This is a genomic window from Psychrobacter sp. H26 (genome assembly GCF_059073035.1).
In genome coordinates, this window is record NZ_JCACRW010000001.1 from 397,842 (window position 1) to 419,779 (window position 21,938).

Genomic DNA, 21,938 nt, shown 5'->3' on the forward strand with positions numbered 1-21,938 from the left:
ACAAGCACGGTAGACAGCAACTACGCATCATCAAAGGTTTTATTGAGCAGGTTTGTTGGTATCAGCCTGTGCTTTTTCACGCACACGGATACCAAGATCACGTAACTGTTTGCTATCAACGCCAGCAGGTGCTTGGGTCAATGGGCACTCAGCAGTTTTGGTTTTTGGGAAGGCAATCACATCACGGATAGAGTCTGCACCTACCATAAGCATAATCAAGCGATCCAAACCGAATGCCAAACCACCATGCGGCGGTGCACCAAATTTCAATGCATCAAGTAAGAAGCCAAATTTGTCTTCTGCTTCTTGCTCGCCGATACCTAAAGCATCAAGGACAGCTTGCTGCATATCGTAAGTATTGATACGTAAGCTACCACCGCCGACTTCTGTACCATTCAATACCATGTCATAAGCGATAGAAAGCGCAGCTTCTGGGTTGTTTTTCAACTCTTCAACTGAGCCTTTAGGCTTGGTAAATGGATGATGCATTGACGTCCATTGACCGTTGTCAGTTTCTTCAAACATTGGGAAGTCAGTCACCCAAAGCGGCGCCCACTCACAAGTTACCATCTCAAGGTCAAGACCGATTTTTTGGCGTAATGCGCCGATTGCGTCGTTCACGACACTGGCTTTATCTGCACCAAAGAAGATAATATCACCATCTTCTGCAGCAGTACGCTCAATTAAGCTAACAAGCACATCATCAGTCATGTTTTTGATGATCGGAGACTGTAGGCCAGATTCTTTATCTACGCCATTGTTGATGCTGCTTGCATCATTGACTTTGATATAAGCCAAACCGCGTGCGCCATAGATACCAACAAACTTAGTATAAGCATCGATTTGCTTACGGCTCAATGAAGCACCGCCAGGGATACGTAGGGCAGCAACGCGACCTTTAGGATCGTTAGCAGGGCCAGCGAATACTTTGAAATCAACGTCTTTCATCAAATCTGCAACGTCAACCAGTTTCAATGGAATACGTAAGTCAGGCTTGTCTGATGCATAGTCGCGCATTGCTTCAGCATAAGTCATGCGAGGGAACTGCTCAAACTCAACGTCCATCATGGTCTTGAACAAATGCTTGATCAGACCTTCGTTGATGTTCATGATCTCTTCTTCGTTCAAGAAAGACGTCTCGATATCCACCTGAGTAAATTCAGGCTGACGATCAGCACGTAAGTCTTCATCACGGAAGCATTTAGCGATTTGATAATAACGGTCAAAACCTGACACCATTAATAATTGCTTAAATAGCTGTGGTGACTGCGGCAGGGCAAAGAAGTTACCAGGACGCGTACGTGATGGTACAAGATAATCACGCGCACCTTCAGGCGTTGCACGAGTCAAAATAGGCGTCTCGACATCCAAGAAACCATGATCGTCTAAATAGCGACGAATTGCTGAAGTTGCCTTGGCACGGAACACCATACGCTCTTGCATTTGCGGACGACGCATATCAAGATACCGATACTTTAGACGCAAGTCTTCAGATACAGTCGTTTTTTCGTCATTTAATGGGAATGGTGGTGTTTCAGATTTAGCCAATACTTCAATTTCTTTGCCCAATAGCTCGATCTGGCCACTGGTCATATTATTATTTTCAGTACCTTCATAACGACGACGTACGCGGCCAGTGATTTTTAGTACGTATTCAGGACGTACCGCATCAGCAGTTGCGAAAGCTTCTGGTGTGTCAGGGTCGACCACGACCTGCAAGATACCAGCGCGGTCACGCATGTCTAAGAAAATCACACCACCGTGATCGCGACGACGATGTACCCAACCTACGATGCTAATGGTTTGCTCAAGTAAGCTCTCGGTTACGGCTCCGCAATATTCGTCTCGGTATTCGCTATGCGTCATAGTGCTTTGCGTCATAATATAGTTATCCAGTTATCAGCCCAATTCGAAATACAGTAATGCAGCCATTGCTGTGCGTTTCAAGCGATTTGCAAAAAAAACACACAAACAACGCGATCAAGACAAAGGGTCATCACGTTGGCTGCAGAAAATTTGATATAAACGCATATTATGCCTAATATGCCCTTGTTATACAACCGGCTGAGTTCAATCAAAGTGCAGCCATGCACTGGTATCGGCTGTATTCATTGAGCGATATCTAGATTAGGTTAAATATTGTCATTTTGCTTGAAAACACTAACAAGCGTGCGCATATCAACCGCACCTGAATAAAAACATCTATATTGATATATCTACTGACTTGAGGATTTGTAATCATGCTATTTCATCCCCCTAAAAACCCGGTTGAGCTAAAAGTAAGACATCTAAATGAAGCCCAAAAACAGCGTCGCGAAGATTTGATGGAAGCGACCCAGGGCAAAGCCGCGCTTAAAGCATTCAAAAAAGCAATGGCAAAAAAAGCCAAGCAAGCCCTAAAGACAAAAAGCAAAAAGCAGAAAAAAAATACTGACACTGCGTCACAAGTTTTTGTACTCGACTTTGACGGTGACATCAAAGCCACTGCCGTCAATCATTTACGTGAAGAAATTAGTACCCTTATCAGTACAGCGAATAAAGGCGATGAAGTGATCGTACGTCTTGAGTCAGGCGGCGGTTTGGTGCATGGTTATGGTCTGGCAGCCGCGCAATTGGTGCGCTTAAAGGACGCCGGTCTAAAGCTGACAGTATGTGTTGATAAAGTGGCAGCGAGCGGTGGCTATATGATGGCGTGTGTGGCAGACAATGTTGTGGCCGCACCATTTGCGATTATTGGCTCAATCGGGGTGGTATCACAATTGCCAAATTTCCACAAATGGCTCAAAAATCACGACGTCGATTATGAAATGTTTACCGCTGGCGACTACAAACGTACGGTGACTGTGTTCGGGGAAAATGACGCCGAAGATCGTGCTAAGTATCAAGAAGAGCTAGAGCAGACGCACGAGCTATTTAAGCATTTCGTTAATGCTTACCGCCCAGAGTTGGATGTTGCTAAAGTAGCCACAGGTGAGCACTGGTATGGCGAAGACGCGTTGAAGCTTAACCTCGTTGATAGCTTGCAGACCTCTGATAGCTATATTTTGGAGCGTATGGAAAATAGTGAAGTATATTCATTGCATTCACGCCAAAAGCCAACGCTTGCAGAGAAGCTGGGTCTGGCACAAGCTGCCGAAGCAACCCTTAGCATTGCAGTGGATAAATTACCGGATGCATTAGCACGTTTTGAGTTAAACAGTCGTCTGAATATCTTAAAATAGTGTTAGATATCATTATGATGTCTAATAGCTAGTATTTTAGTCGCTTTACTCTTAACTACGCATTGTTTGTATTTTGTAAAAGGCGTGTCCTAGCTGGTCGCGCCTTTTTGCTGTTTATTCATAATTGCTGTGTTATAAATGTAGCATACTAAAAACAGTATACGTCCGTACACTAAAGCTTGCGCTAAAGGTCTAACAGCGCTTTTTATCAAAACTCGATTTAGACAATCAATAAAGAAAAGGAAGTCATTTATGTCTAACGACAATTTAATGTTTACCGCAACAGAACATGGTCAAGCCATGCATGCCAAAGTCAAAGCGTTCATTGAAACAAATATTGAACCCATCGAAGCCCAGTTCTGGGAAGAGTGTCATAAGAAAAACCCTGACGGTAACTGGGAGAACTGGGAATGGCCAGAAGCCTATGAAAACTTACGCAAACAAGCGCGTGAGGAAGGATTGTGGAACCTTTTCTTGCCAGATGATACTTTAGGTGCAGGGCTTTCGGTTACTGATTATGCGCCTATTGCAGAGCTGACTGGTCGTAGTTTGCTCGCGCCACATGTATTTAACTGCAATGCACCTGATAGCGGTAACATGGAGCTACTATGGCGTTATGGTACACAAGAGCAGCAAGACAAATGGCTCACCCCGTTGTTAGAAGGTGAGACGCGTTCTGTCTTTTGTATGACTGAGCCTGATGTGGCCTCAAGTGATGCCACCAATATGCAAGCAACTGCTGTGGTTGATGGTGATGAAATCGTCATCAACGGTAGTAAATGGTGGTCATCGGGTCTTGGTGATCCTGCAGTTGACATCTTGATTGTTATGGCATATACCGCTGACGAAACTGCCGGTCGCCATCATCAGCATTCGATGGTATTAGTTCCAGTCAATACTGCGGGTGTTAAGATCAAGCGCATGCTCAAAGTATTCGGTGATTATGATGCGCCGCATGGTCATGGTGAAATTAGCTTTGAGAATGTACGTGTGCCAGTCAGTCACTTTATTGGTGGACCAGGCAAAGGTTTTGAGATTGCACAAGGCCGCCTAGGACCAGGTCGTATTCACCATTGCATGCGTTGTATCGGTGCGGCTGAAAAATCACTAGAATTGGCTGTTAAGCGCGGCATGTCACGTACCGCTTTTGGTAAGCCATTACTACAATTGGGCGGCAACTTTGAGCGTATCAGCGATGCCCGTATCAAGATTGATCAGGCACGCTTACTAACCCTTTACGCGGCGCAAAAAATGGACGCCCAAGGTACCAAAGCGGCATTGACTGAAATCTCTGCTATTAAAGTAGTCGCGCCAACTGTACTACAAGAAGTGGTCGACATGGCGATTCAAATTCATGGCGGCATGGGTGTATGTCAAGACACGATGCTACCAGGGTTCTATGCCCAAGCCCGTGTACTACGCCTCGCAGATGGCCCTGATGAAGTACACCAAACGATGATTGCCAAGCTAGAGCTAAAGCGTCAAGGTTTTAGTCGTTCTAAATCTGACAAAGCTTAAGACTCATCAATAGGTGTGAGTAAACCTGAAGTTACTCATACCACTATTGCCGAAAATAAAAAAATTGAAAATTCACTATTAACGATTTAGTAGTGAATTTTTCATCACTAACAGTAGCTCATTGCTATTAAATAGTTGACTACTGGCTATAAAAATACATGATCACACGATAAGGAATGTCTCATGGCAACTGATAATAAAGTACTTGATAAAGGCGGTGCCGTACGTGAAGGTGAAGAGCTTGATGCTACAGCAGTGAGCGAATGGCTTCGCAGTCAGGGTGTCGATGTCGTAGGCGAGCCTAAAGTTACTCAGTTCTCTGGCGGAGCGTCAAACTGGACGTATCGATTACAATATGAAGGTGAAGGTAAAAACCAGGATCTTATCTTACGCCGTCCACCAAAAGGTACCAAAGCAAAATCTGCTCATGACATGGTACGTGAGCATACAGTTCAAAAGGCATTGAAAGACGCTTATCCTTATGTACCTGAAATGGTTGCATTATGCACTGATGACAATGTCATTGGTGCTGATTTCTATGTGATGGAGCGTATGGAAGGTATCATTCCTCGAGCCAACTTACCAAAAGGCGTTGAGCTGGACCCTGTACAAACTCGTCTGCTTTGTACCAATGTTTTAGATGCATTGGTAGAGCTACACCAGATAGACTATACAGAGCATCCTGATTTGGTCGATTTAGGACGCGGTGACGGCTATTGCGAGCGCCAAATTAGTGGCTGGGATAAACGTTACGTCAAAGCAAAAACACCTAACGTACCGAGCTTTGCATTGGTCAGACAGTGGCTTAAAAAACACACACCTGCGGATAGCAAAACGTGCATTATTCACAATGACTGGCGTTTTGACAATGTCATACTCGATGCGGATGAGCCGACCAAGGTGATTGGTGTACTCGATTGGGAGATGGCAACCCTTGGTGACCCATTAATGGATTTGGGTAGTGCATTGGCCTACTGGATTGAAGAAGATGACAATATTGTTATGCAGCAGTTCCGTCGCCAGCCAACTCACTTAGAAGGCATGATGACGCGTGATGAAGTGGTTGCTTATTATCTAGAAAAATCTGGACTCAAGATAGATAACTGGACCTTTTATGAAGTATTCGGTCTATTCCGTCTATCAGGTATTATTCAGCAAATCTACTATCGCTACTATCACAAACAAACCACCAATCCAGCATTCAAAAATGCATGGCTTGCTATACACGTCATGCACGCCAAATGTCTCAAACTGATTGCGCAATATGAAGGCGAAGCGCTGTTCAATACACACGTTCAGCCGCATTTAGAAGACAGAGGGGTAGACGCTGCTACCATCGAGCAGCTACCAAGCCCTGTACAGAAGGTTGTTAAAAGTATTTTACCAAAGGGATATTTTGCAAAATCATCTCACACTCCTGAATAAACTGTACTTTGGTAAATATGATAAAAGGTAGTAAGTTATGACAACCATACTTTTAGCCCGTCACGGCCAGGCTTCTTTTGGTCAAGAAAACTACGATCAACTCTCAGAGTTAGGTAGTATTCAAGCAAAAATGCTAGGTCAGCACTACGCTGCAACGCAGCGCCGTATAGATGCAATATTCACTGGTAATTTGGTTCGCCAGCAAGATTCAGCACGCCATTTTTGGGAGGGCTATCAGCCCTTTGTTTGTACCAATAATGGCGATGGCAAACCTACGATGCCAGCAATCGATTTTGATCAGCCCAATAGCTATATCGTGCCACAATTCGATGAGTTTAATCACAAGGACGTCTTTATTAAGTCAACTGACGGACTCAGTAATCGAGCCGATATCTCAGCTGAAATTGCTAAAGCGGAATCACCAGCCACGCGACTGGCAGAATTATTCGATCAGGCAATGCAGCGCTGGCACGGTGGTAACAATGATCAAGATTATGTTGAAAGTTGGCCACAGTTTAGTGAGCGTGCGCAGCAAGCGCTTGAGCAAGTACGTGCAAAAATAGCAAATATGAGCTTAGATCAGGACAGTACAGTACTTGTATTTACGTCAGGCGGTGTTATTGCTGCAATCACTGCGCAGTTGTTACGTCAAGGTAGCCAGACAGCCTACCAGTTGAATAAAAGCTTGGTTAATACAGGTGTGACATCGATCACTCTAAAAAAACAGAGTACTCGCTTGCTGTCTTTAAATGAATATAGCCATTTATTCTCTGAAGGCAAGCCGTTCGTGACATGGCGATAAACTTGTTAGTGATACGATGTTGTGTATACCTAAATGAAGTACACCGTCTGTGCTGATAAGATGCACTGATACAAGCGGACATGACGTTAACGCTATTCATTACTGATATTCAAAGGACTGTATATGCAAAATAAATTGATAAATTTGGTTGCCAAAAGTGCCCGCAATAGTAAAAACCAGTTAGTCGGTGCAGTTCAACCTGCACGTTACTTAAAAGGTCTGAACAGGCAGCAAGTAGGCAAGGATAAAACGGTACTGATCACAGGGGCAAGCTCAGGTTTAGGCGAGGGGATGGCGAGACTTTTTGCCAAATTAGGGTATAACCTGGCAATATGTGCGCGCCGTACGGATCGTTTAGAGCAGCTAAAATCAGAGCTAACGGCGCAATACCCTGATATCCGCATTGAGTATCGTGCTTTAGATGTCAGTGACTACGATGCGATTTTCCAAGTATTTGCGGCTTTTACAGAGGACTTCGGTAGTATTGAGCGCGTAGTAGTCAATGCTGGCATTGGTGACAGTCGCCGAATTGGTCAAGGGCATTTCGAGACCAATCGCCGTACTGCAGATATCAACTTTGTAGCAGCATTGGCACAGTGTGAAGCGGCAATGAGCATCTTTCGTGCCCAAAACAGTGGACACTTAGTAGTGATATCAAGTATGTCAGCCATGCGCGGACTGCCTAGACATCTAACTACCTATGGCGCGAGCAAGGCTGGCTTGGCTCACTTAGCAGAAGGTATTCGCGCGGATATGCTATTGACCAAATTGCCCATCAAAGTATCTACTATCTATCCAGGGTATATCCGTACAGAGATCAACGAGGGCTCCAAGCCATTGCCATTCGAGGTCGATGCAGATACTGGTACCAAAGCGATTGTGGCAGCGATTGAAGCGGAAGTAGATGAAGCCTGTGTACCAAGTCTACCGTGGTCAATGGTCAGTCATGCGATGAAACATTTGCCGTTGCAAGTAATGAGTAAATTAAGCTAGTAGAGTAGAATGGCAAAATATTAGACATGACAAACAAAACAGCCCACTATTATGATAGTGGGCTGTTTTGTACTTATCCAAAAATCATAGTATGAGTACTATAGTGTTTGTGGGTTGTCTGCAATATGCTGCTCACGCAGCTTTTGACGTAGTACTTTACCCACATTGCTTTTTGGTAGTTCGCTGACAAACTCAATATGACGCGGGCATTTGTAACCGGTCAAATTATCCAACGCAAACTCTTTAATGTCCTCTTTAGTGACGTTGTTGTCTGCAGGTACGATATAGATTTTAACGGCTTCACCTTGATGATCATCAGGAATGCCAATGACAGCACAGTCGACAATACCGTCGCAATCAAGCATGACCGCTTCAATCTCATTAGGGAACACGTTGAACCCTGATACTAGAATCATGTCTTTTTTGCGATCCAGCAAGGTGATATAGCCTTTTTCGTCCATGCTAATGATATCGCCAGTACGGAAATAACCATCGCTGGTGAAGTCGTTCGTATTGTCTTTGTTGAAATAACCGGAAGTAATGTTAGGACCTTTGATGCACATCTCACCAGCTTGATTCAATCCAACACGTTTGCCATTATCATCAACTACGATGATGTCAACGCTCGGAACTGGTATACCGATTGTACCGTTGAACTTGCGATCAGTAATGACGTTGGCGGTACCAGCTGCAACACCTTCAGTCATACCCCAACCTTCAACCATCGGGCAGCCAGTCACTTCTAACCAGCGTGCTGCTGTTTGTTCTGTTGCTGCCATACCACCGGCTTGCGTGATACGCAATGAGCTAAAGTCCAAATCTTTGAAATTTGGCTGATCAAGCAAACCTTTAAACAAGGTGTTTACAGCAGGGAAAATATGGAACGGTTGTTTTGATAACGTTTTGATAAACCCTGGCATATCACGTGGGTTAGGTATCAGCACAAAGGTATAACCTGAACGCATACCAAGCAGGCTAAGCATGAATGCAAAAATATGATATAGCGGCAATGCCATTACCATATTGATATATACCTCGTTGATATCCGAGGTAACAGGACGATACCATGCTTCTGATTGCATAGCAGCAGCGACGACGTTACGCTGAGTCAGCACGGCACCTTTAGATAACCCTGTTGTTCCACCAGTATATTGCAAAATAGCTTTCTGCTGCATGGTGGCTTTAGGTGCTTGAATAGGGAGGTTCTTACCTTTCTTAAGCACTTCAGGAAATTTGGTAACATGGTACTTAGGATCGTTAAGGTTGTATTTAGGTACTAAGCGTTTCACCTGACGGATAACGGTATTTACCAAAATACCTTTCAAGCCCATCATATCGCCCATTTTTGAGAGGACAATACGCTTGATATTAGTCTCTTCAATGACTTGCTCTAGCGCTTGAGCGAAGTTGTCAACGACAAAAATAACTTGAGCACCAGAGTCGTTTAATTGATGACGCAGCTCACGGCCAGTATATAGTGGGTTGACAGGGGTGCAAACGTAACCTGCGCGTAAGATGCCAATCATAGTTGGTAGATACTGTGGTACGTTTGGCATCATAAGTGCCACAACGCTGCCTTTAGGTAGGCCTTGAGCTTGTAACCATGCCGCCACTGCAAGTGATGCCTTATCAACGTCACCATAAGTATGAGTAACACCCATACAAATAGTCATAGGATGCATACGAAAACGGTTAAAGCACTCTTCATATAGCTCTATGAGGCTTTCATATTGGTCAGGATTAATAGTCTTGGGTACATTGTCTGGGTATTGAGCAAGCCAAGGTTTATCTACTGTCATGCCTAGCGTCCTTAAATTAAGATAAGCTAAGGTTCTATAGAGAAGTAGTCACATCCATGTCAACAATATAAGTCACTGCCTTATAAGCAGTGCATTGTCGAGTGCTATCCTATTTTTCACATACAGCTAAAATACAGAGGCCTTTATAAAGTTTTATTTAACTACTAAGAGTAAGCCGTTCGAATAGCAGACATCTGAGTAGATTAAACGACTGGTTACTGATTCTACAATCAAAACATTCATTTAAAGCGGTAGCAATAATGTGTCCTGTTTTTAGCCTAGAATCAAATTAAATCGATAGAAAGCATACTGACACATTGCGACATTACATTAACACAACTACAACTAATTTTGTTATTGCTATACAAGAACTTAATAGTTTATATTTAAGTTTGATATAATAAAAAAAATATGTTGCAAGCTAAAAAAGATAAGTGGTTATTTTAAATGGATAAAATTATTGATGAGATCTGAAAGCCTAAAAATTGATACGAGTCAAAAATCAACAGCATCGTAAAACTAACAGAGCAGTTACAACATTATAAGTTCTTGTATATAAAAAATCACTACAAAAAAGCCCCGCATTTAATGTGGGGCTTTTTTTCTGAAATCATGAATTAATATAAAATGATGTTCGAGATCAATATAGACCACTTATAGCTGAGGGTGCTCAGCATTATGTTTTTCACGTAGTTTTTGACGTAGTACTTTACCGACATTACTTTTCGGCAATTCGCTGACAAACTCAATATAACGCGGACATTTGTAACCAGTTAGATTGTCTAACGCAAACTCCTTGATATGTTCTTTAGTAACATTATTGTCTTCAGGGACTACATATAGTTTGACTGCTTCACCTTGACGTTCATCTGGGATACCGATTACTGCGCAGTCCAAAATACCTTTACAATCAAGCATGACTGACTCAAGCTCATTAGGGAACACATTAAAACCTGATACCAAGATCATATCTTTTTTGCGATCCAATAGAGTGAAGTAGCCTCTTTCATCCATGCTAGCGATATCACCAGTCAAGAAGTACCCATCGCTTGTAAAGTCATTGGTACTGTCTCTATTGTAATATCCGGAGGTGATATTAGGTCCTTTGATACACATTTCACCAGCTTGGTTGACGCCCACACGTTGACCATTCTCATCAATGAGTATGATATCAACACTTGGTACTGGTATACCGATAGTGCCATTGAATTTATCATCAGTAAGGATATTGGCAGTCCCGCCAGCCACCCCTTCGGTCATACCCCAACCTTCAACCATAGGACAGCCTGTGATTTCTAACCAACGCTCTGCTGTTTGTTTGGTCGCTGCCATACCACCCGCTTGAGAGATACGTAGTGGTGTAAAATCTAAGGTTTTAAAGGAAGGAGTATCCAGCAATCCTTTGAACAAGGTGTTGACAGCAGGGAATATATGGAACGGTTGTTTTGATAAGGTTTTGACAAACCCTGGCATATCGCGCGGATTGGGTACCAATATAAAGGTATAACCTGAGCGCATACCCAGTAGACTGAGCGAAAATGCGAAAATGTGATATAGCGGTAGCGCCATAACCATATTGATATATACCTCGTTAATCTCTGAGGTAATTGGGCGATACCAAGCTTCCGCCATTAAAGCGGCGGATACGATATTGCGCTGAGTTAATACGGTACCCTTAGATAGTCCTGTGGTACCACCTGTATACTGTAAGATAGCCAGTTGATCCAATGTCATTTTTGGCGCATGAAAGGGCAGATTTTTGCCTTGCTTGAGCACATCAGGGAACTTGGTCACTTCATGCTTGGGATCATTTAGCTTGTATTTGGGTATCAAGCGTTTAACTTGACGGACGATGGTATTTACCAGCATACCTTTTAAGCCCATCATATCGCCCAATTTGGACAAAACAATGCGTTTGATAGCAGTTTCATCAACCACTTGCTCAAGCGCTTGTGCAAAATTATCGACCACAAAAATAACTTGTGCACCAGAGTCGTTCAGTTGATGACGAAGCTCACGACCAGTATAAAGTGGATTGATTGGCGTACAAACATAACCTGCACGCAGGATACCGATCATGGTTGGTAAGTATTGAGGTAAATTTGGCATCATAAGTGCCACAATACTGCCTTTTGGTAACCCCTGTGCTTGTAGCCATGCTGCAATTGCAAGAGAGGCAGTATCCACGTCGTTATAAGTATGAGTTACCCCCATACAGATACTCATTGGATGTCCGCGAAAACGATCGAAGGACTCTTCATACAACTCCATTAAGCTGCCATAGGTATCAGGATTAATGGTTTTTGGTACACTTGCTGGATATTGGGCAAGCCAAGGTTTATTCGGCATCATGGTCAGCGTCCTTGCAATTTAGGATGGGTTAAAGTGTTGTAAGAAAGCAGCCATCTGCACGTAAACATAACAAAACAGCAGTAACCTACTTTATTTTCTGCTGTGTTCGACAACGTCCTTGTCTATCGACTGGCTACTCACTTGTGTTGCTGTTGTTCAATGCTTCTTAATTACCAAAGCAATTGGCTAATTAATTAAGTAACGTTGAACGAGTAGATAATCACCTAAGAGAAATTATAGATATTTCAGGTAAGTATTATCTGCTCTTTGCAACTCAGGTATCAAAAAAACGATACATTTAAGCAATACATTAGCATGAATAGCGTTGAAAACAACAACAGAAAGCAAAACTGAGCAGTCTATACATAAAGCTAAAAAAACTGAAAAATATATGACGTACAAGTATTTGGTAGATATGAGAGGTGCTTTTTTTATCACAATGGATGTGCGAATGGGAAATGACTATTCTATAAATTGACTTAATAATGAGATTTGTTACGGAGCCAGTACTACTCGACGATATCATAAACGCTTTAGAGCGGTGAAGTCTGATCATCAATTTATAGAGAGGAGAGAAAGAGGAAGCTACTGGGGGAGCATAAACTGCTTGCGCTTATTAAAAAAGCGTCGATAAATCAATAAAGCACTGATAGTACAACCAAGCGTGCTACTTGCACAGATCAAAAACATAGTGACAATCTGATAGCGAACAGCCTGTGTAGGATCAGCACCTGCCAATATCTGACCGGTCATCATACCTGGCAAGCTGACAATACCGACGACTAGCATAGAATTCAGCGTTGGGGTCATACCATTGGTTATTGCTGCGCGTATCTGTTCATGTACTGCCTCAAATGGCTTCGCAGAAAGGCTAAGCATCATCTCAATACGCCCTTGCTGCTCGTGAAAAGCTTCAATCAACTGGTTGCTGGTCAACGAGATAGCCGTCAAAGAATTGCCCAGTATCAAACCTAGTACAGGAATGATGAATTGCGGTGTATACCAAGGCTGAACCCCTAAAATAACCACAATAGCTATCGCGGTAACGAGTACAGCCGAGGTGCTCACTGCTAATAAGGTGTCAGTTAGTAAACCCTTATAGCTGCGTTTAACACGATTTTTTGCAGCACTGCCGGCAATAAGCGTCATGATGGTCAAAATCAGCAAAACTTCATACCATTGTTCACGTGCAAAAATCCACGCCAGGATCAGACCAATAAAGCTCAACTGCACGATGGTACGGACAGCCGCGATTAAGAGTGTCTTTGTCAGTTTTAAGCGCAGCTGCCATGACACCAAAAGCACGATAATAATTAGACCGCTGGCAAGAGCGATATCACCATAAGTTAGTAATACTTGCATATCATCCATACCAGTCGTAGGTGCTCATTGTGTAGTCAGTCCACTATAACAGCGTTACAGCGTCAATCTCGCTTAAAGTATGACATATATATCTGTACTCGGTTGTCTTGTAGCAGTCTTAAATTGGATCAACTCTAGATATGAAAAAATAAACGAGTAAAAAAGTGGGGGCAAGGGGGATTAAACTGCTTATCTAGCGTTGGATAATTGTCTCAAAATATCTCAGTTAAGACACCCGCCTGCATTTGCCAATGTCTATTGGCTAGCGACATGATGTCTTTAGTATCGTGAGTGACCCACAATAATGTGCGCTGTTTATTGGCCTGTAACCAGCTCATCAGCAGAGTTACCAATTGTGCTGAGGTATCAACATCCAGTGCAGCTGTTGGTTCATCTAGCAATAACACTCTTGGATTCAGTTGTAATAGACGCAACGTATTGACGAGTTGACGCTCACCACCAGATAGATGATAGGCCTCTTGCTGCAAAAACTCTGCATTTCTATTGAGCGTCTCAAGCTGGACAACATGCCAGTCGATATCAAAGCTTTGAGATTGATGTGCTTGTAGTTGATAAGGCATCTTTAGGTTGTCAAGGACACGGCCTTCCATCAGTTGCGGGTGCTGAGCAAGTAAAGCAACTTGTTTGCGCCATTCTGTAGGCTCAATGACTTCAATACTGTTGCTGCCAATAGGCGCACTGCTACTCTGTAAAAGAATATCACCAGCACTTATTGGTAATAATCCTGCAAGCACGCGTAACAATACGGATTTCCCACTACCAGAAGCCCCTGTCAAAACAGTTATTTGACCTGAATGTAGTTCGCCGCTTGCGCCACTGATTAGTGCGCTGTTATTAGCCGCCCAGTCATCGGGCGTCGTATTGTTCTTGAGCTTACCTGACCAGGTTTGATATATTTTTTGCAGAGCAAAAGCGTTTGTTCGCGTGCCTGTTATATCTTCATTATCAGACGTGCCAACTGCTCGTCTGCCATATACCCAGAGAGTGTCAAATGTAAGTAATGGCTTATCACTATCGATGCTCATAAAGTGCTATTGGTATCCACCCATTTGCGCGCTAATCGCTTGCCCAATACTATCGCGCAGTTGTTTTGGTACACGAATAGGGCGCATTGGGGTGGTATTCACTGTAGTGTCAGTTTTGCTATTATCTGTTTGCTCATTGGCCATTGGCTCTGGTTTGACAAGATTTTGTACACAGGCAATGACGATCTTGGTGCTGCTTAATAGCTGACTACTGGTTGTTTTGGTAGTGTCATCATCAGATAGGGTTCGATGAATGCTTTGATAAAATATCATGCTGGCAGGTTTTAGCTCTACTTTATCGATGCGGACACTGATGATCTCATCTAAGAGAATGGCTCTTTTGTATTGTAAATCTGCCTGACTCACAACAAAATGCTGTACATCGCCATCGTCAGTCTGCAAAAAATAACCATTAAGACCCAGCTTTGTAAACCAATCGCGGCGACAGTTTTCAAAAAATACTAGGTGGTTGGCATGATAAACTATACCGCCAGCATCAGTGTGGTTGATGTAGACGTTATAGTCTTTGGCAAACAGTGGTTCGATATTGTTATTAGGGGCTGTGTTATTAAGGGCTACATTTTTATTTTTTTGATCAGTCGTTGTCATAATAGTGCTCAGTATTTTAATAAGTATTGTTTGATGAAGACGCTATATATACTCGTGCCAATAAAAAAACGTCTATCATATTTATAATAAGAGCTACTCTAGCTCAAGATATAAAGCCATGCAACTGCTCGAACAGACGAGGTCTGTTATCATAGACATTTATAGTGTATTCGTTTTTATTAGCATCGTATTTTAACCAATCAGTATAGGACAATTTATGACCCGTTTTGTCAGTTTTAATATCAATGGTATCCGTGCTCGCCAGCATCAGCTTGAGGCGGTGCGCGAAGTAATCGACCCTGATGTCATGGGTCTGCAAGAGACCAAAGTCCATGATGATCAGTTTCCACTTGATAACATAGAAGGTTTGGGCTACCACGTAGAGTATTTTGGACAAAAAGGACATTATGGTGTGGCACTACTATCGAAAACTGCCCCTATATTTGTACAAAAAGGTTTTCCTGGTGAAGATGTAGAGGCACAAAAGCGTTTTATCCATGCGCGCTATGAGATCGAAGGGCGTGAGATAGATGTGCTCAATGGTTATTTTCCACAAGGAGAGAGCCAAGATCATCCCACCAAGTTTCCAATGAAGCGCGCTTATTATGCAGATTTGATGACCTATATTGACACGCTAAAGGCAGAAGGTCGCTCACTCATTGTGATGGGTGATATGAACATTGCACCAGAAGACATTGATATTGGTATCGGTGAGGTTAATGCAAAGCGCTGGCTGAAAAATAGAAAGACCTCGTTCTTGCCAGAAGAGCGTGAGTGGTATTCAGCATTGATGTCACGTGAATTGACTGATACGTATCGTTTGCATTATCCCGAAAGCACAGAGTTATATAGCTGGTTTGATTATCGCAGTCGCGGCTTCAATGATGAGCCTAAGCGCGGGTTACGTATCGACCATATTTTATGCACATCCGACCTTGTCAGTGAATGTATCGATGCTGGAATCAGCTATGAGCTACGCGCTATGGAAAAGCCCTCTGACCATGCACCAATTTGGTCAGCATTTGATCTAAAAAAACCGTAATATGCCTATAGTGTTTATTACGTTCCCCTTAAAAACAACGACAACAATTAAAAAGTAAGGATTTTATTATGGCTGTTGGAAACGTAGCAGTACCTGATACCATCTATCCGATTGACGGCATTAGACTCAGTGCGACCGCAGCAGGCGTGCGCTACAAAAACCGTGATGACTTGGTTGTCATAGAAATTGCGGAACAAGCGACCACGGCAGTTGTCACGACCAAAAATACATTTTGTGCGGCACCTGTACGCATATTACGTGAGCACTTTGCCAAGTCCAGTCCTCGTTATTTGGTCACTAATACTGGTAATGCGAATGCAGGTACGGGCGCTGATGGCAAACGCCGCGCCGTTGACATCTGTACAGCCTTAGCTGATAAAGCAGGCGTAGATAGTCATGCGATATTGCCGTTTTCTACTGGTGTGATTGGCGAGCCGTTAAATAGTGATGCAGTCATTGCAGGTCTAGATGATGCGTTGGCAACTTTAGCTGATGATAGCTGGCTGGCTGCCGCTAATGGTATTCGAACGACAGATACTATTCCTAAACTTACTAGCCAAAAGATTGAGGTGTCAGGTACCAGTTATCATATCACTGGTATGTCAAAAGGTTCAGGCATGATACGCCCAAATATGGCAACCATGCTCGGCTACGTAGCAACGGATGCCAATATTGCCGCTGACTTATTGCAAGAGATGTTGAGCGCTATTAATGAGCAGTCTTTTAATCGCATTACCGTCGATGGCGATACCTCAACCAATGACTGCTGTGTATTGATTGCAACAGGGGCTGCCAGCTCAGATATGATTGATAGTCCAGCACATCCGCATTATCAGCCCGTCTTTGACGCATTGACCCAAGTCTTTGTGCGTCTGGCACAGTTGATTGTACGTGATGGTGAGGGCGCGACTAAGTTCATGACGGTCAAGGTAACTGGCGGTCAGACCACACAAGAGTGCTGCGATGTGGCTTACGCAGTGGCGCATTCACCGCTAGTAAAAACCGCCTTTTTTGCAAGTGATGCAAACTGGGGACGTATCCTAGCAGCAGTTGGTTATGCGGGTATCGACGACCTAGACACTGAGCAAGTTGATGTATATTTAGATGAGGTCATGATTTGCCAAAATGGTGGTGTTGCGCCGAGCTATACGGAAGAGGCGGGTAAAGCTGTCATGAGCCGCGCTGAGATTACTATTCATATTGATCTTGCTCGTGGTGAAGCTAGCGACACAGTCTATACCTGTGATTTGTCTTACGACTATGTCAAGATTAATGCTGATTATCGTAGCTAACAAGCCTAACCCAAAATAATTCTCGAATACGTTAAAAAAGGCCAAAGCAATACTTGCTTTGGCCTTTTTAGTTTCTAGTCCTTTTTGCATTCTAATGTAGGCCGAGTATCAAAACACTCTGTTATTTAATACGTACTATTAACATGAGTTGCAAAAGCTGACGTTAGTTTACAAAGCAGTCATAGAGAGTAAGTTGGTTTGCAGCATATACTTGCCTAAGTAAATAAATGGCACTGTTTATGAGATACTTATAATATCGATAATAAAAAGAGACTTTGTGAAAAAGTATACTTGGATTGTTATCGCTTAATTAGCAATATAGCTGTCATAGAAAAATAGTTTCAATAATAAATCTAGACACACAATAAATAGTTATTACCACTCACTTGAGGAACACACAATGAAAAAACTAGCACTCGCAGCATTGATGACAACTTTCGCCCTTTCTGGTTGCTCTACTATGAGCATGGATGACGAGCGCATGATGGTTGTTGAAGGGCAGCCTATGAATGTAAAAGTGGTTAATATCCCAAGTTTTGAAGTTGAGATCGCACCGCGCAAAGCAGTTTGTGATCTGACTGCAACAGATGGCAGCATGGTAGAGTCACAGTGCTTACAGTATCGTCAAACCTATCAGAAAAACTACACGACTCTAAATGGTAACATTCAAGGCTTTACTTATGAGCCAAACTATCGTTATGTTCTAGATGTACGCCAAGAAGCAGTCGCTGCTGAAGGATCGAACATGGTGCAGCCTGTTTGGATTCTAAATGAAGTGGTTTCAAAAACTGCTGAGTAATTCTAATACTTAACGTCATGATTTAGTTTTATGAACTTGATGTCATGATGCTATTCATAAAAAGACCTCTAATTTTTTAGAGGTCTTTTTATATTGTTAGTACTGTATCTTTTTTTAGTTATTGTCTACTATTAGTACAACTAATAACTCAGATTAGCATTGACTGTAGTTAACACTAACACCGCGAGTGGCAGTAGGAATTCTGTTATCAGCGTAAACAGCAAGCCCACCACGTGCGGTCTCTTTATATTTATCAGACATATCTGCGCCTGTTTGCTTCATGGTTTCTATGGCTTTGTCCAAAGAGACAAAGTGCTGACCATTCCCTCTACAAGCTAGGCGTGCAGCATTAATCGCCTTGACCGCACCCATCGCATTACGCTCGATACAAGGTACTTGTACCAGACCACCAATAGGATCACAGGTTAGGCCTAGGTTGTGCTCAATACCAATTTCGGCGGCGTTTAAGCATTTGGCTGGTGTGCCGTCCATAATTTCTGCTAATGCTGATCCTGCCATCGCACAAGCAGAGCCCACTTCACCTTGACAGCCGACCTCGGCACCAGATATAGATGCATTTTGTTTGATTAGACTACCGATAGCGGTGGCGTTCAGCAAGAATTTACGAACGCCGTCTTGGCTATAGTTGGGCAAAAAGTCACGGTAGTAGTGCAGTACGGCAGGAATAATACCTGCGGCGCCGTTGGTTGGTGCTGTCACGACCTTACCGCCATTGGCATTTTCTTCATTGACGGCGAGTGCGTATAAGTCTACCCAATCCATAGCGGCGAGTTTATCCGTTTTGGTGATAGGCTGATCTTTTTCAGCGCACAGTTGTACGTGCAAATCTTGTGCACGGCGCTTAACATCTAAGCCACCTGGCAAGATACCACCATTTTCACAGCCTTGCTTTACACAGTCTTGCATGACCTCCCAAATACTATCTAAGTAAGCAAATATCTCTGCTTTATCATGGAAGTGGCACTCATTTGCCAGTACCAATTCGCTAATACTCAAGTCATGCTGACGACATTGCTCTAGAAGTTCTGCTGCGTTGTTGAACGGGTAAGGCACGCTATCGATGGTTGGGCTGGCATGATCTTCGTCTGGGTCGGTAGCATCTTCTTCATTGATAACAAAGCCGCCCCCAATCGAATAGTAGGTCTGTTGATAGCGAGTGCCATCGTTTGATATGGCACGCAGTGTCAGTGCGTTAGGATGGTAGGGCAATACAGTGTCATCGTACCAATGAATATCCTGCTCTGTATCAAAGGCAATGGTGTGAGTACCTGATATGTTCAATACTTTGTCAGAAAAAATAGGGGACAAGTAGCTGCTACTCATACGCGTATCAATAGTGCTTGGCGTATGACCTAGTAATCCTAGCAATATAGCCGTATCTGTGGCATGTCCTTTTCCTGTTGCCGCCAGCGAGCCATAAAGCTCGATTTCTATCTTAGTAACGGCTGTCAATGCTATCTGTCTGGTTAATGAGTCCAAAAACAGGTTGGCGGCTACCATTGGCCCGACAGTATGTGAGCTTGATGGACCAATTCCGATTTTAAATAAATCAAAAACACTAATCATAATAAGTTACCGAAAAGTTTAAGAGCCTTAGCAATCCTCACGATTACATTGAGCGCTTTTATTGAGAATATAACAGACGGTTATCGCCCGCAGCCACCATTAACAGGGGCATGCGAGACACTGTCTATAAAAGAATTAACACGAAAGAGTACAAGTGATGACTGAATAATAACTTTTATTTATTTTGAAACTCCGCTATCATGCTCGGAGTCAACGACTATGTAACATCCTGTAAGTAAATATCGCTACTGAGTATGCTAGCGTGCAAAAGGGCAAGTGTGTTTTTGATAATACTTTTCAGCCTTATGCAGCTATCAAGACTTGGCTATCATACCAAATAATACTTTTGGTTTGTCATATTACAACATAAATGAATGAATTAAGATGACATATTATTGATAGGGGACGTTAGGTTTCTTCGATTTAAATCATCTGTAACTTACGCGGTTTTTTTGGTCAGTCTATCAATCTCATTCAGTTTTTATCTCATTAGTTATTTTAGCCTATTACTTTAGCTCAGCTCACATAGGACAAGCGCGCATGCCATCACAAAAAGACCCATCATCAGCTTCAGAGAACAGCGCTCAAGATCAGTCAGCTCACAATGCATTAGAGGCTGCAGGTATTGATTCAACAGCCATAAACTACCCACACAATCCAGATTTTGAAAATGGTCGCTGGTTTCCGACATGGCGAGCCTACAAAGGTAACTTAGACCGTGATCCAGTTGGTATTAATGAATATCTGCCACCATCAAAGAGTGTCTTGCTAGGGATACAGCATACGTTTGCAATGTTTGGTGCGACGGTACTTGCGCCATTATTGATGGGATTTGATCCTAACTTAGCTATCTTGATGTCTGGTATCTGTACGGTGATGTTCTTTATGATCACTGGTGGACGTATGCCAAGTTACTTGGGATCGAGCTTTGCGTTTATTGGGCCCGTCATTGCGGTGACCGCTTATGCAGGGGCAGGGTTCAATGATAATTTGAATGTCGCGCTAGGCGGCATTATGGCTTGCGGTATTATTTATGCGCTGATTGGTTTGCTAGTGATGAAAACGGGTACAGGCTGGATTGAGCGTTTGATGCCGCCCATTGTGACTGGTGCCATCGTTATGATTATTGGTCTGAATTTGGCACCAGTGACCATTCAAGGTGTCTCTGCCAATCAGTTTGATGCTTGGATGGCCACGTTGACGGTATTACTCATTAGCAGTGTAGCGATATTTACGCGCGGCATGTTACGCCGTCTGTTATTACTGGTAGGTTTGGTGCTGTCCTATTTTGCTTATTTTGTCATGACCAATATCTTAGGGTTTGGTACGCCAATTGATTTTAGTACGGTCGCCGCTGCCTCATGGTTGGGGTTACCCAGTATTCATACCCCAAGTTTTGAGATGAGCGCTATTATTTTAATTGCTCCTGTTGCCTTTATTTTGGTAGCTGAAAATTTAGGGCATTTTAAGGCAGTAGAAGGCATGACTAAGGCTCGTGTCACCCCTTATATGGGTCGAGCATTTTTGGCGGATGGTTTGGCCACGACTTTTTCGGCTGGATTTGGTGGTACAGGGGTAACCACTTATGCTGAAAATATTGGTGTGATGGCAGTTACCAAAGTATATAGCACAACAATATTTGTCGTTGCAGGTATCGTTGCAATTATACTGGGTCTATCACCAAAGTTTGGGGCGATTATCCAAACGATACCAGCTGCGTTATTGGGCGGTGCGTCTATTGTGGTATTTGGTCTTATCACGGTGGCGGGGATAAAAATATGGATAGACAGCAAGATCGACTTCAGTAAAAACAGCAACCTCATTATCGCGGCAGTGACCATAATCATGGGTACGGGAAACTTTAGCTTGCACTTAGGTGGTTTTGATCTGGGCGGTATTGGTACGGCTACTTTGGCTGCTATCGTATTAAATGCATTGTTTAACCAAAGTGCTGAGACCAAAGCAACTAAGCAATCATTGGCTAAATAATTAGACTATATAATAAGTAAATCTGAAATGCTTAAATAAGTAATACAGTCTATTATGCCAATAAAAAGCGCCCATGCTATTGATAGCATGGGCGCTTTTCGT

Annotated in this window: 16 protein-coding genes; 9 read left to right on the forward strand and 7 right to left on the reverse strand. The window is 43.0% G+C overall.

The window, feature by feature from the left end; all coding sequences use genetic code 11:
• Positions 1-39 precede the first annotated feature (39 nt).
• The gene (aspS, locus tag AC5JPT_RS01770; protein WP_493858412.1) at positions 40-1,866 is read right to left on the reverse strand and encodes an aspartate--tRNA ligase; all 1,827 of its coding nucleotides are present in this window, start codon (positions 1,864-1,866) and stop codon (positions 40-42) included.
• A gap of 374 nt (positions 1,867-2,240) precedes the next feature.
• Between aspS and sohB the strand changes: the two genes are divergently transcribed.
• The 5 genes from sohB (at position 2,241) to AC5JPT_RS01795 (ending at position 7,959) form a co-directional block, all read left to right on the forward strand.
• Positions 2,241-3,221 (forward strand): protease SohB, encoded by a 981-nt coding sequence (sohB, locus tag AC5JPT_RS01775; protein WP_493843279.1) that lies wholly within the window; start codon positions 2,241-2,243, stop codon positions 3,219-3,221.
• Positions 3,222-3,491: 270 nt separating this feature from the next.
• Positions 3,492-4,739, forward strand: coding sequence for an acyl-CoA dehydrogenase family protein (locus AC5JPT_RS01780; RefSeq protein ID WP_493858413.1), 1,248 nt, complete (start codon positions 3,492-3,494; stop codon positions 4,737-4,739).
• A 183-nt stretch (positions 4,740-4,922) separates the two neighbouring features.
• A complete protein-coding gene (locus tag AC5JPT_RS01785; RefSeq protein WP_493856858.1) occupies positions 4,923-6,164 on the forward strand; it encodes a phosphotransferase family protein in 1,242 nt (413 codons plus the stop codon).
• Positions 6,165-6,201: 37 nt separating this feature from the next.
• Complete coding sequence (locus AC5JPT_RS01790; RefSeq protein ID WP_493856859.1) at positions 6,202-6,966, forward strand: histidine phosphatase family protein; 765 nt, start codon at positions 6,202-6,204, stop codon at positions 6,964-6,966.
• A 123-nt stretch (positions 6,967-7,089) separates the two neighbouring features.
• Positions 7,090-7,959 (forward strand): SDR family oxidoreductase, encoded by an 870-nt coding sequence (locus AC5JPT_RS01795; RefSeq protein WP_493856860.1) that lies wholly within the window; start codon positions 7,090-7,092, stop codon positions 7,957-7,959.
• A gap of 98 nt (positions 7,960-8,057) precedes the next feature.
• On the opposite strand, the gene AC5JPT_RS01800 is transcribed toward AC5JPT_RS01795, so the two are convergent.
• The 5 genes from AC5JPT_RS01800 to AC5JPT_RS01820 all read right to left on the reverse strand — a co-directional run bounded on the left by AC5JPT_RS01800 (position 8,058) and on the right by AC5JPT_RS01820 (position 15,127).
• The gene (locus AC5JPT_RS01800) at positions 8,058-9,758 is read right to left on the reverse strand and encodes an AMP-binding protein (protein ID WP_443524065.1); all 1,701 of its coding nucleotides are present in this window, start codon (positions 9,756-9,758) and stop codon (positions 8,058-8,060) included.
• 654 nt (positions 9,759-10,412) lie between these two features.
• Positions 10,413-12,110 (reverse strand): AMP-binding protein, encoded by a 1,698-nt coding sequence (locus AC5JPT_RS01805; protein WP_493856861.1) that lies wholly within the window; start codon positions 12,108-12,110, stop codon positions 10,413-10,415.
• Between the two features lie 585 nt (positions 12,111-12,695).
• On the reverse strand, positions 12,696-13,472 hold the full coding sequence (locus AC5JPT_RS01810) for an ABC transporter permease (protein ID WP_493856862.1): 777 nt from the start codon (positions 13,470-13,472) through the stop codon (positions 12,696-12,698).
• 212 nt (positions 13,473-13,684) lie between these two features.
• Positions 13,685-14,518, reverse strand: coding sequence for an ABC transporter ATP-binding protein (locus AC5JPT_RS01815; protein WP_493856863.1), 834 nt, complete (start codon positions 14,516-14,518; stop codon positions 13,685-13,687).
• Between the two features lie 6 nt (positions 14,519-14,524).
• Complete coding sequence (locus AC5JPT_RS01820) at positions 14,525-15,127, reverse strand: hotdog domain-containing protein (RefSeq protein ID WP_493856864.1); 603 nt, start codon at positions 15,125-15,127, stop codon at positions 14,525-14,527.
• Positions 15,128-15,344: 217 nt separating this feature from the next.
• Between AC5JPT_RS01820 and xthA the strand changes: the two genes are divergently transcribed.
• The 3 genes from xthA (at position 15,345) to AC5JPT_RS01835 (ending at position 18,260) form a co-directional block, all read left to right on the forward strand.
• Complete coding sequence (xthA, locus tag AC5JPT_RS01825) at positions 15,345-16,169, forward strand: exodeoxyribonuclease III (RefSeq protein ID WP_493856865.1); 825 nt, start codon at positions 15,345-15,347, stop codon at positions 16,167-16,169.
• Positions 16,170-16,237: 68 nt separating this feature from the next.
• Positions 16,238-17,461 (forward strand): bifunctional glutamate N-acetyltransferase/amino-acid acetyltransferase ArgJ, encoded by a 1,224-nt coding sequence (gene argJ / locus AC5JPT_RS01830; RefSeq protein WP_493856866.1) that lies wholly within the window; start codon positions 16,238-16,240, stop codon positions 17,459-17,461.
• A gap of 400 nt (positions 17,462-17,861) precedes the next feature.
• Entirely contained in the window at positions 17,862-18,260 is a 399-nt protein-coding gene (locus AC5JPT_RS01835; RefSeq protein ID WP_493856867.1) for a DUF4377 domain-containing protein, read from the forward strand.
• 153 nt (positions 18,261-18,413) lie between these two features.
• Here AC5JPT_RS01835 and AC5JPT_RS01840 read toward each other — a convergent pair whose 3' ends face one another.
• The gene (locus AC5JPT_RS01840) at positions 18,414-19,850 is read right to left on the reverse strand and encodes an L-serine ammonia-lyase (protein WP_493858414.1); all 1,437 of its coding nucleotides are present in this window, start codon (positions 19,848-19,850) and stop codon (positions 18,414-18,416) included.
• A gap of 537 nt (positions 19,851-20,387) precedes the next feature.
• Between AC5JPT_RS01840 and AC5JPT_RS01845 the strand changes: the two genes are divergently transcribed.
• A complete protein-coding gene (locus AC5JPT_RS01845; protein ID WP_493851749.1) occupies positions 20,388-21,836 on the forward strand; it encodes a solute carrier family 23 protein in 1,449 nt (482 codons plus the stop codon).
• Positions 21,837-21,938: the final 102 nt, after the last annotated feature.

Coding starts and splice junctions, on each gene's coding strand:
- aspS (WP_493858412.1), bottom strand. CDS start 1,866: ATGACGCATAGCGAATACCGAGACGAATATTGCGGAGCCGTAACCGAG.
- sohB (WP_493843279.1), top strand. CDS start 2,241: ATGCTATTTCATCCCCCTAAAAACCCGGTTGAGCTAAAAGTAAGACAT.
- AC5JPT_RS01780 (WP_493858413.1), top strand. CDS start 3,492: ATGTTTACCGCAACAGAACATGGTCAAGCCATGCATGCCAAAGTCAAA.
- AC5JPT_RS01785 (WP_493856858.1), top strand. CDS start 4,923: ATGGCAACTGATAATAAAGTACTTGATAAAGGCGGTGCCGTACGTGAA.
- AC5JPT_RS01790 (WP_493856859.1), top strand. CDS start 6,202: ATGACAACCATACTTTTAGCCCGTCACGGCCAGGCTTCTTTTGGTCAA.
- AC5JPT_RS01795 (WP_493856860.1), top strand. CDS start 7,090: ATGCAAAATAAATTGATAAATTTGGTTGCCAAAAGTGCCCGCAATAGT.
- AC5JPT_RS01800 (WP_443524065.1), bottom strand. CDS start 9,758: ATGACAGTAGATAAACCTTGGCTTGCTCAATACCCAGACAATGTACCC.
- AC5JPT_RS01805 (WP_493856861.1), bottom strand. CDS start 12,110: ATGATGCCGAATAAACCTTGGCTTGCCCAATATCCAGCAAGTGTACCA.
- AC5JPT_RS01810 (WP_493856862.1), bottom strand. CDS start 13,472: ATGCAAGTATTACTAACTTATGGTGATATCGCTCTTGCCAGCGGTCTA.
- AC5JPT_RS01815 (WP_493856863.1), bottom strand. CDS start 14,518: ATGAGCATCGATAGTGATAAGCCATTACTTACATTTGACACTCTCTGG.
- AC5JPT_RS01820 (WP_493856864.1), bottom strand. CDS start 15,127: ATGACAACGACTGATCAAAAAAATAAAAATGTAGCCCTTAATAACACA.
- xthA (WP_493856865.1), top strand. CDS start 15,345: ATGACCCGTTTTGTCAGTTTTAATATCAATGGTATCCGTGCTCGCCAG.
- argJ (WP_493856866.1), top strand. CDS start 16,238: ATGGCTGTTGGAAACGTAGCAGTACCTGATACCATCTATCCGATTGAC.
- AC5JPT_RS01835 (WP_493856867.1), top strand. CDS start 17,862: ATGAAAAAACTAGCACTCGCAGCATTGATGACAACTTTCGCCCTTTCT.
- AC5JPT_RS01845 (WP_493851749.1), top strand. CDS start 20,388: ATGCCATCACAAAAAGACCCATCATCAGCTTCAGAGAACAGCGCTCAA.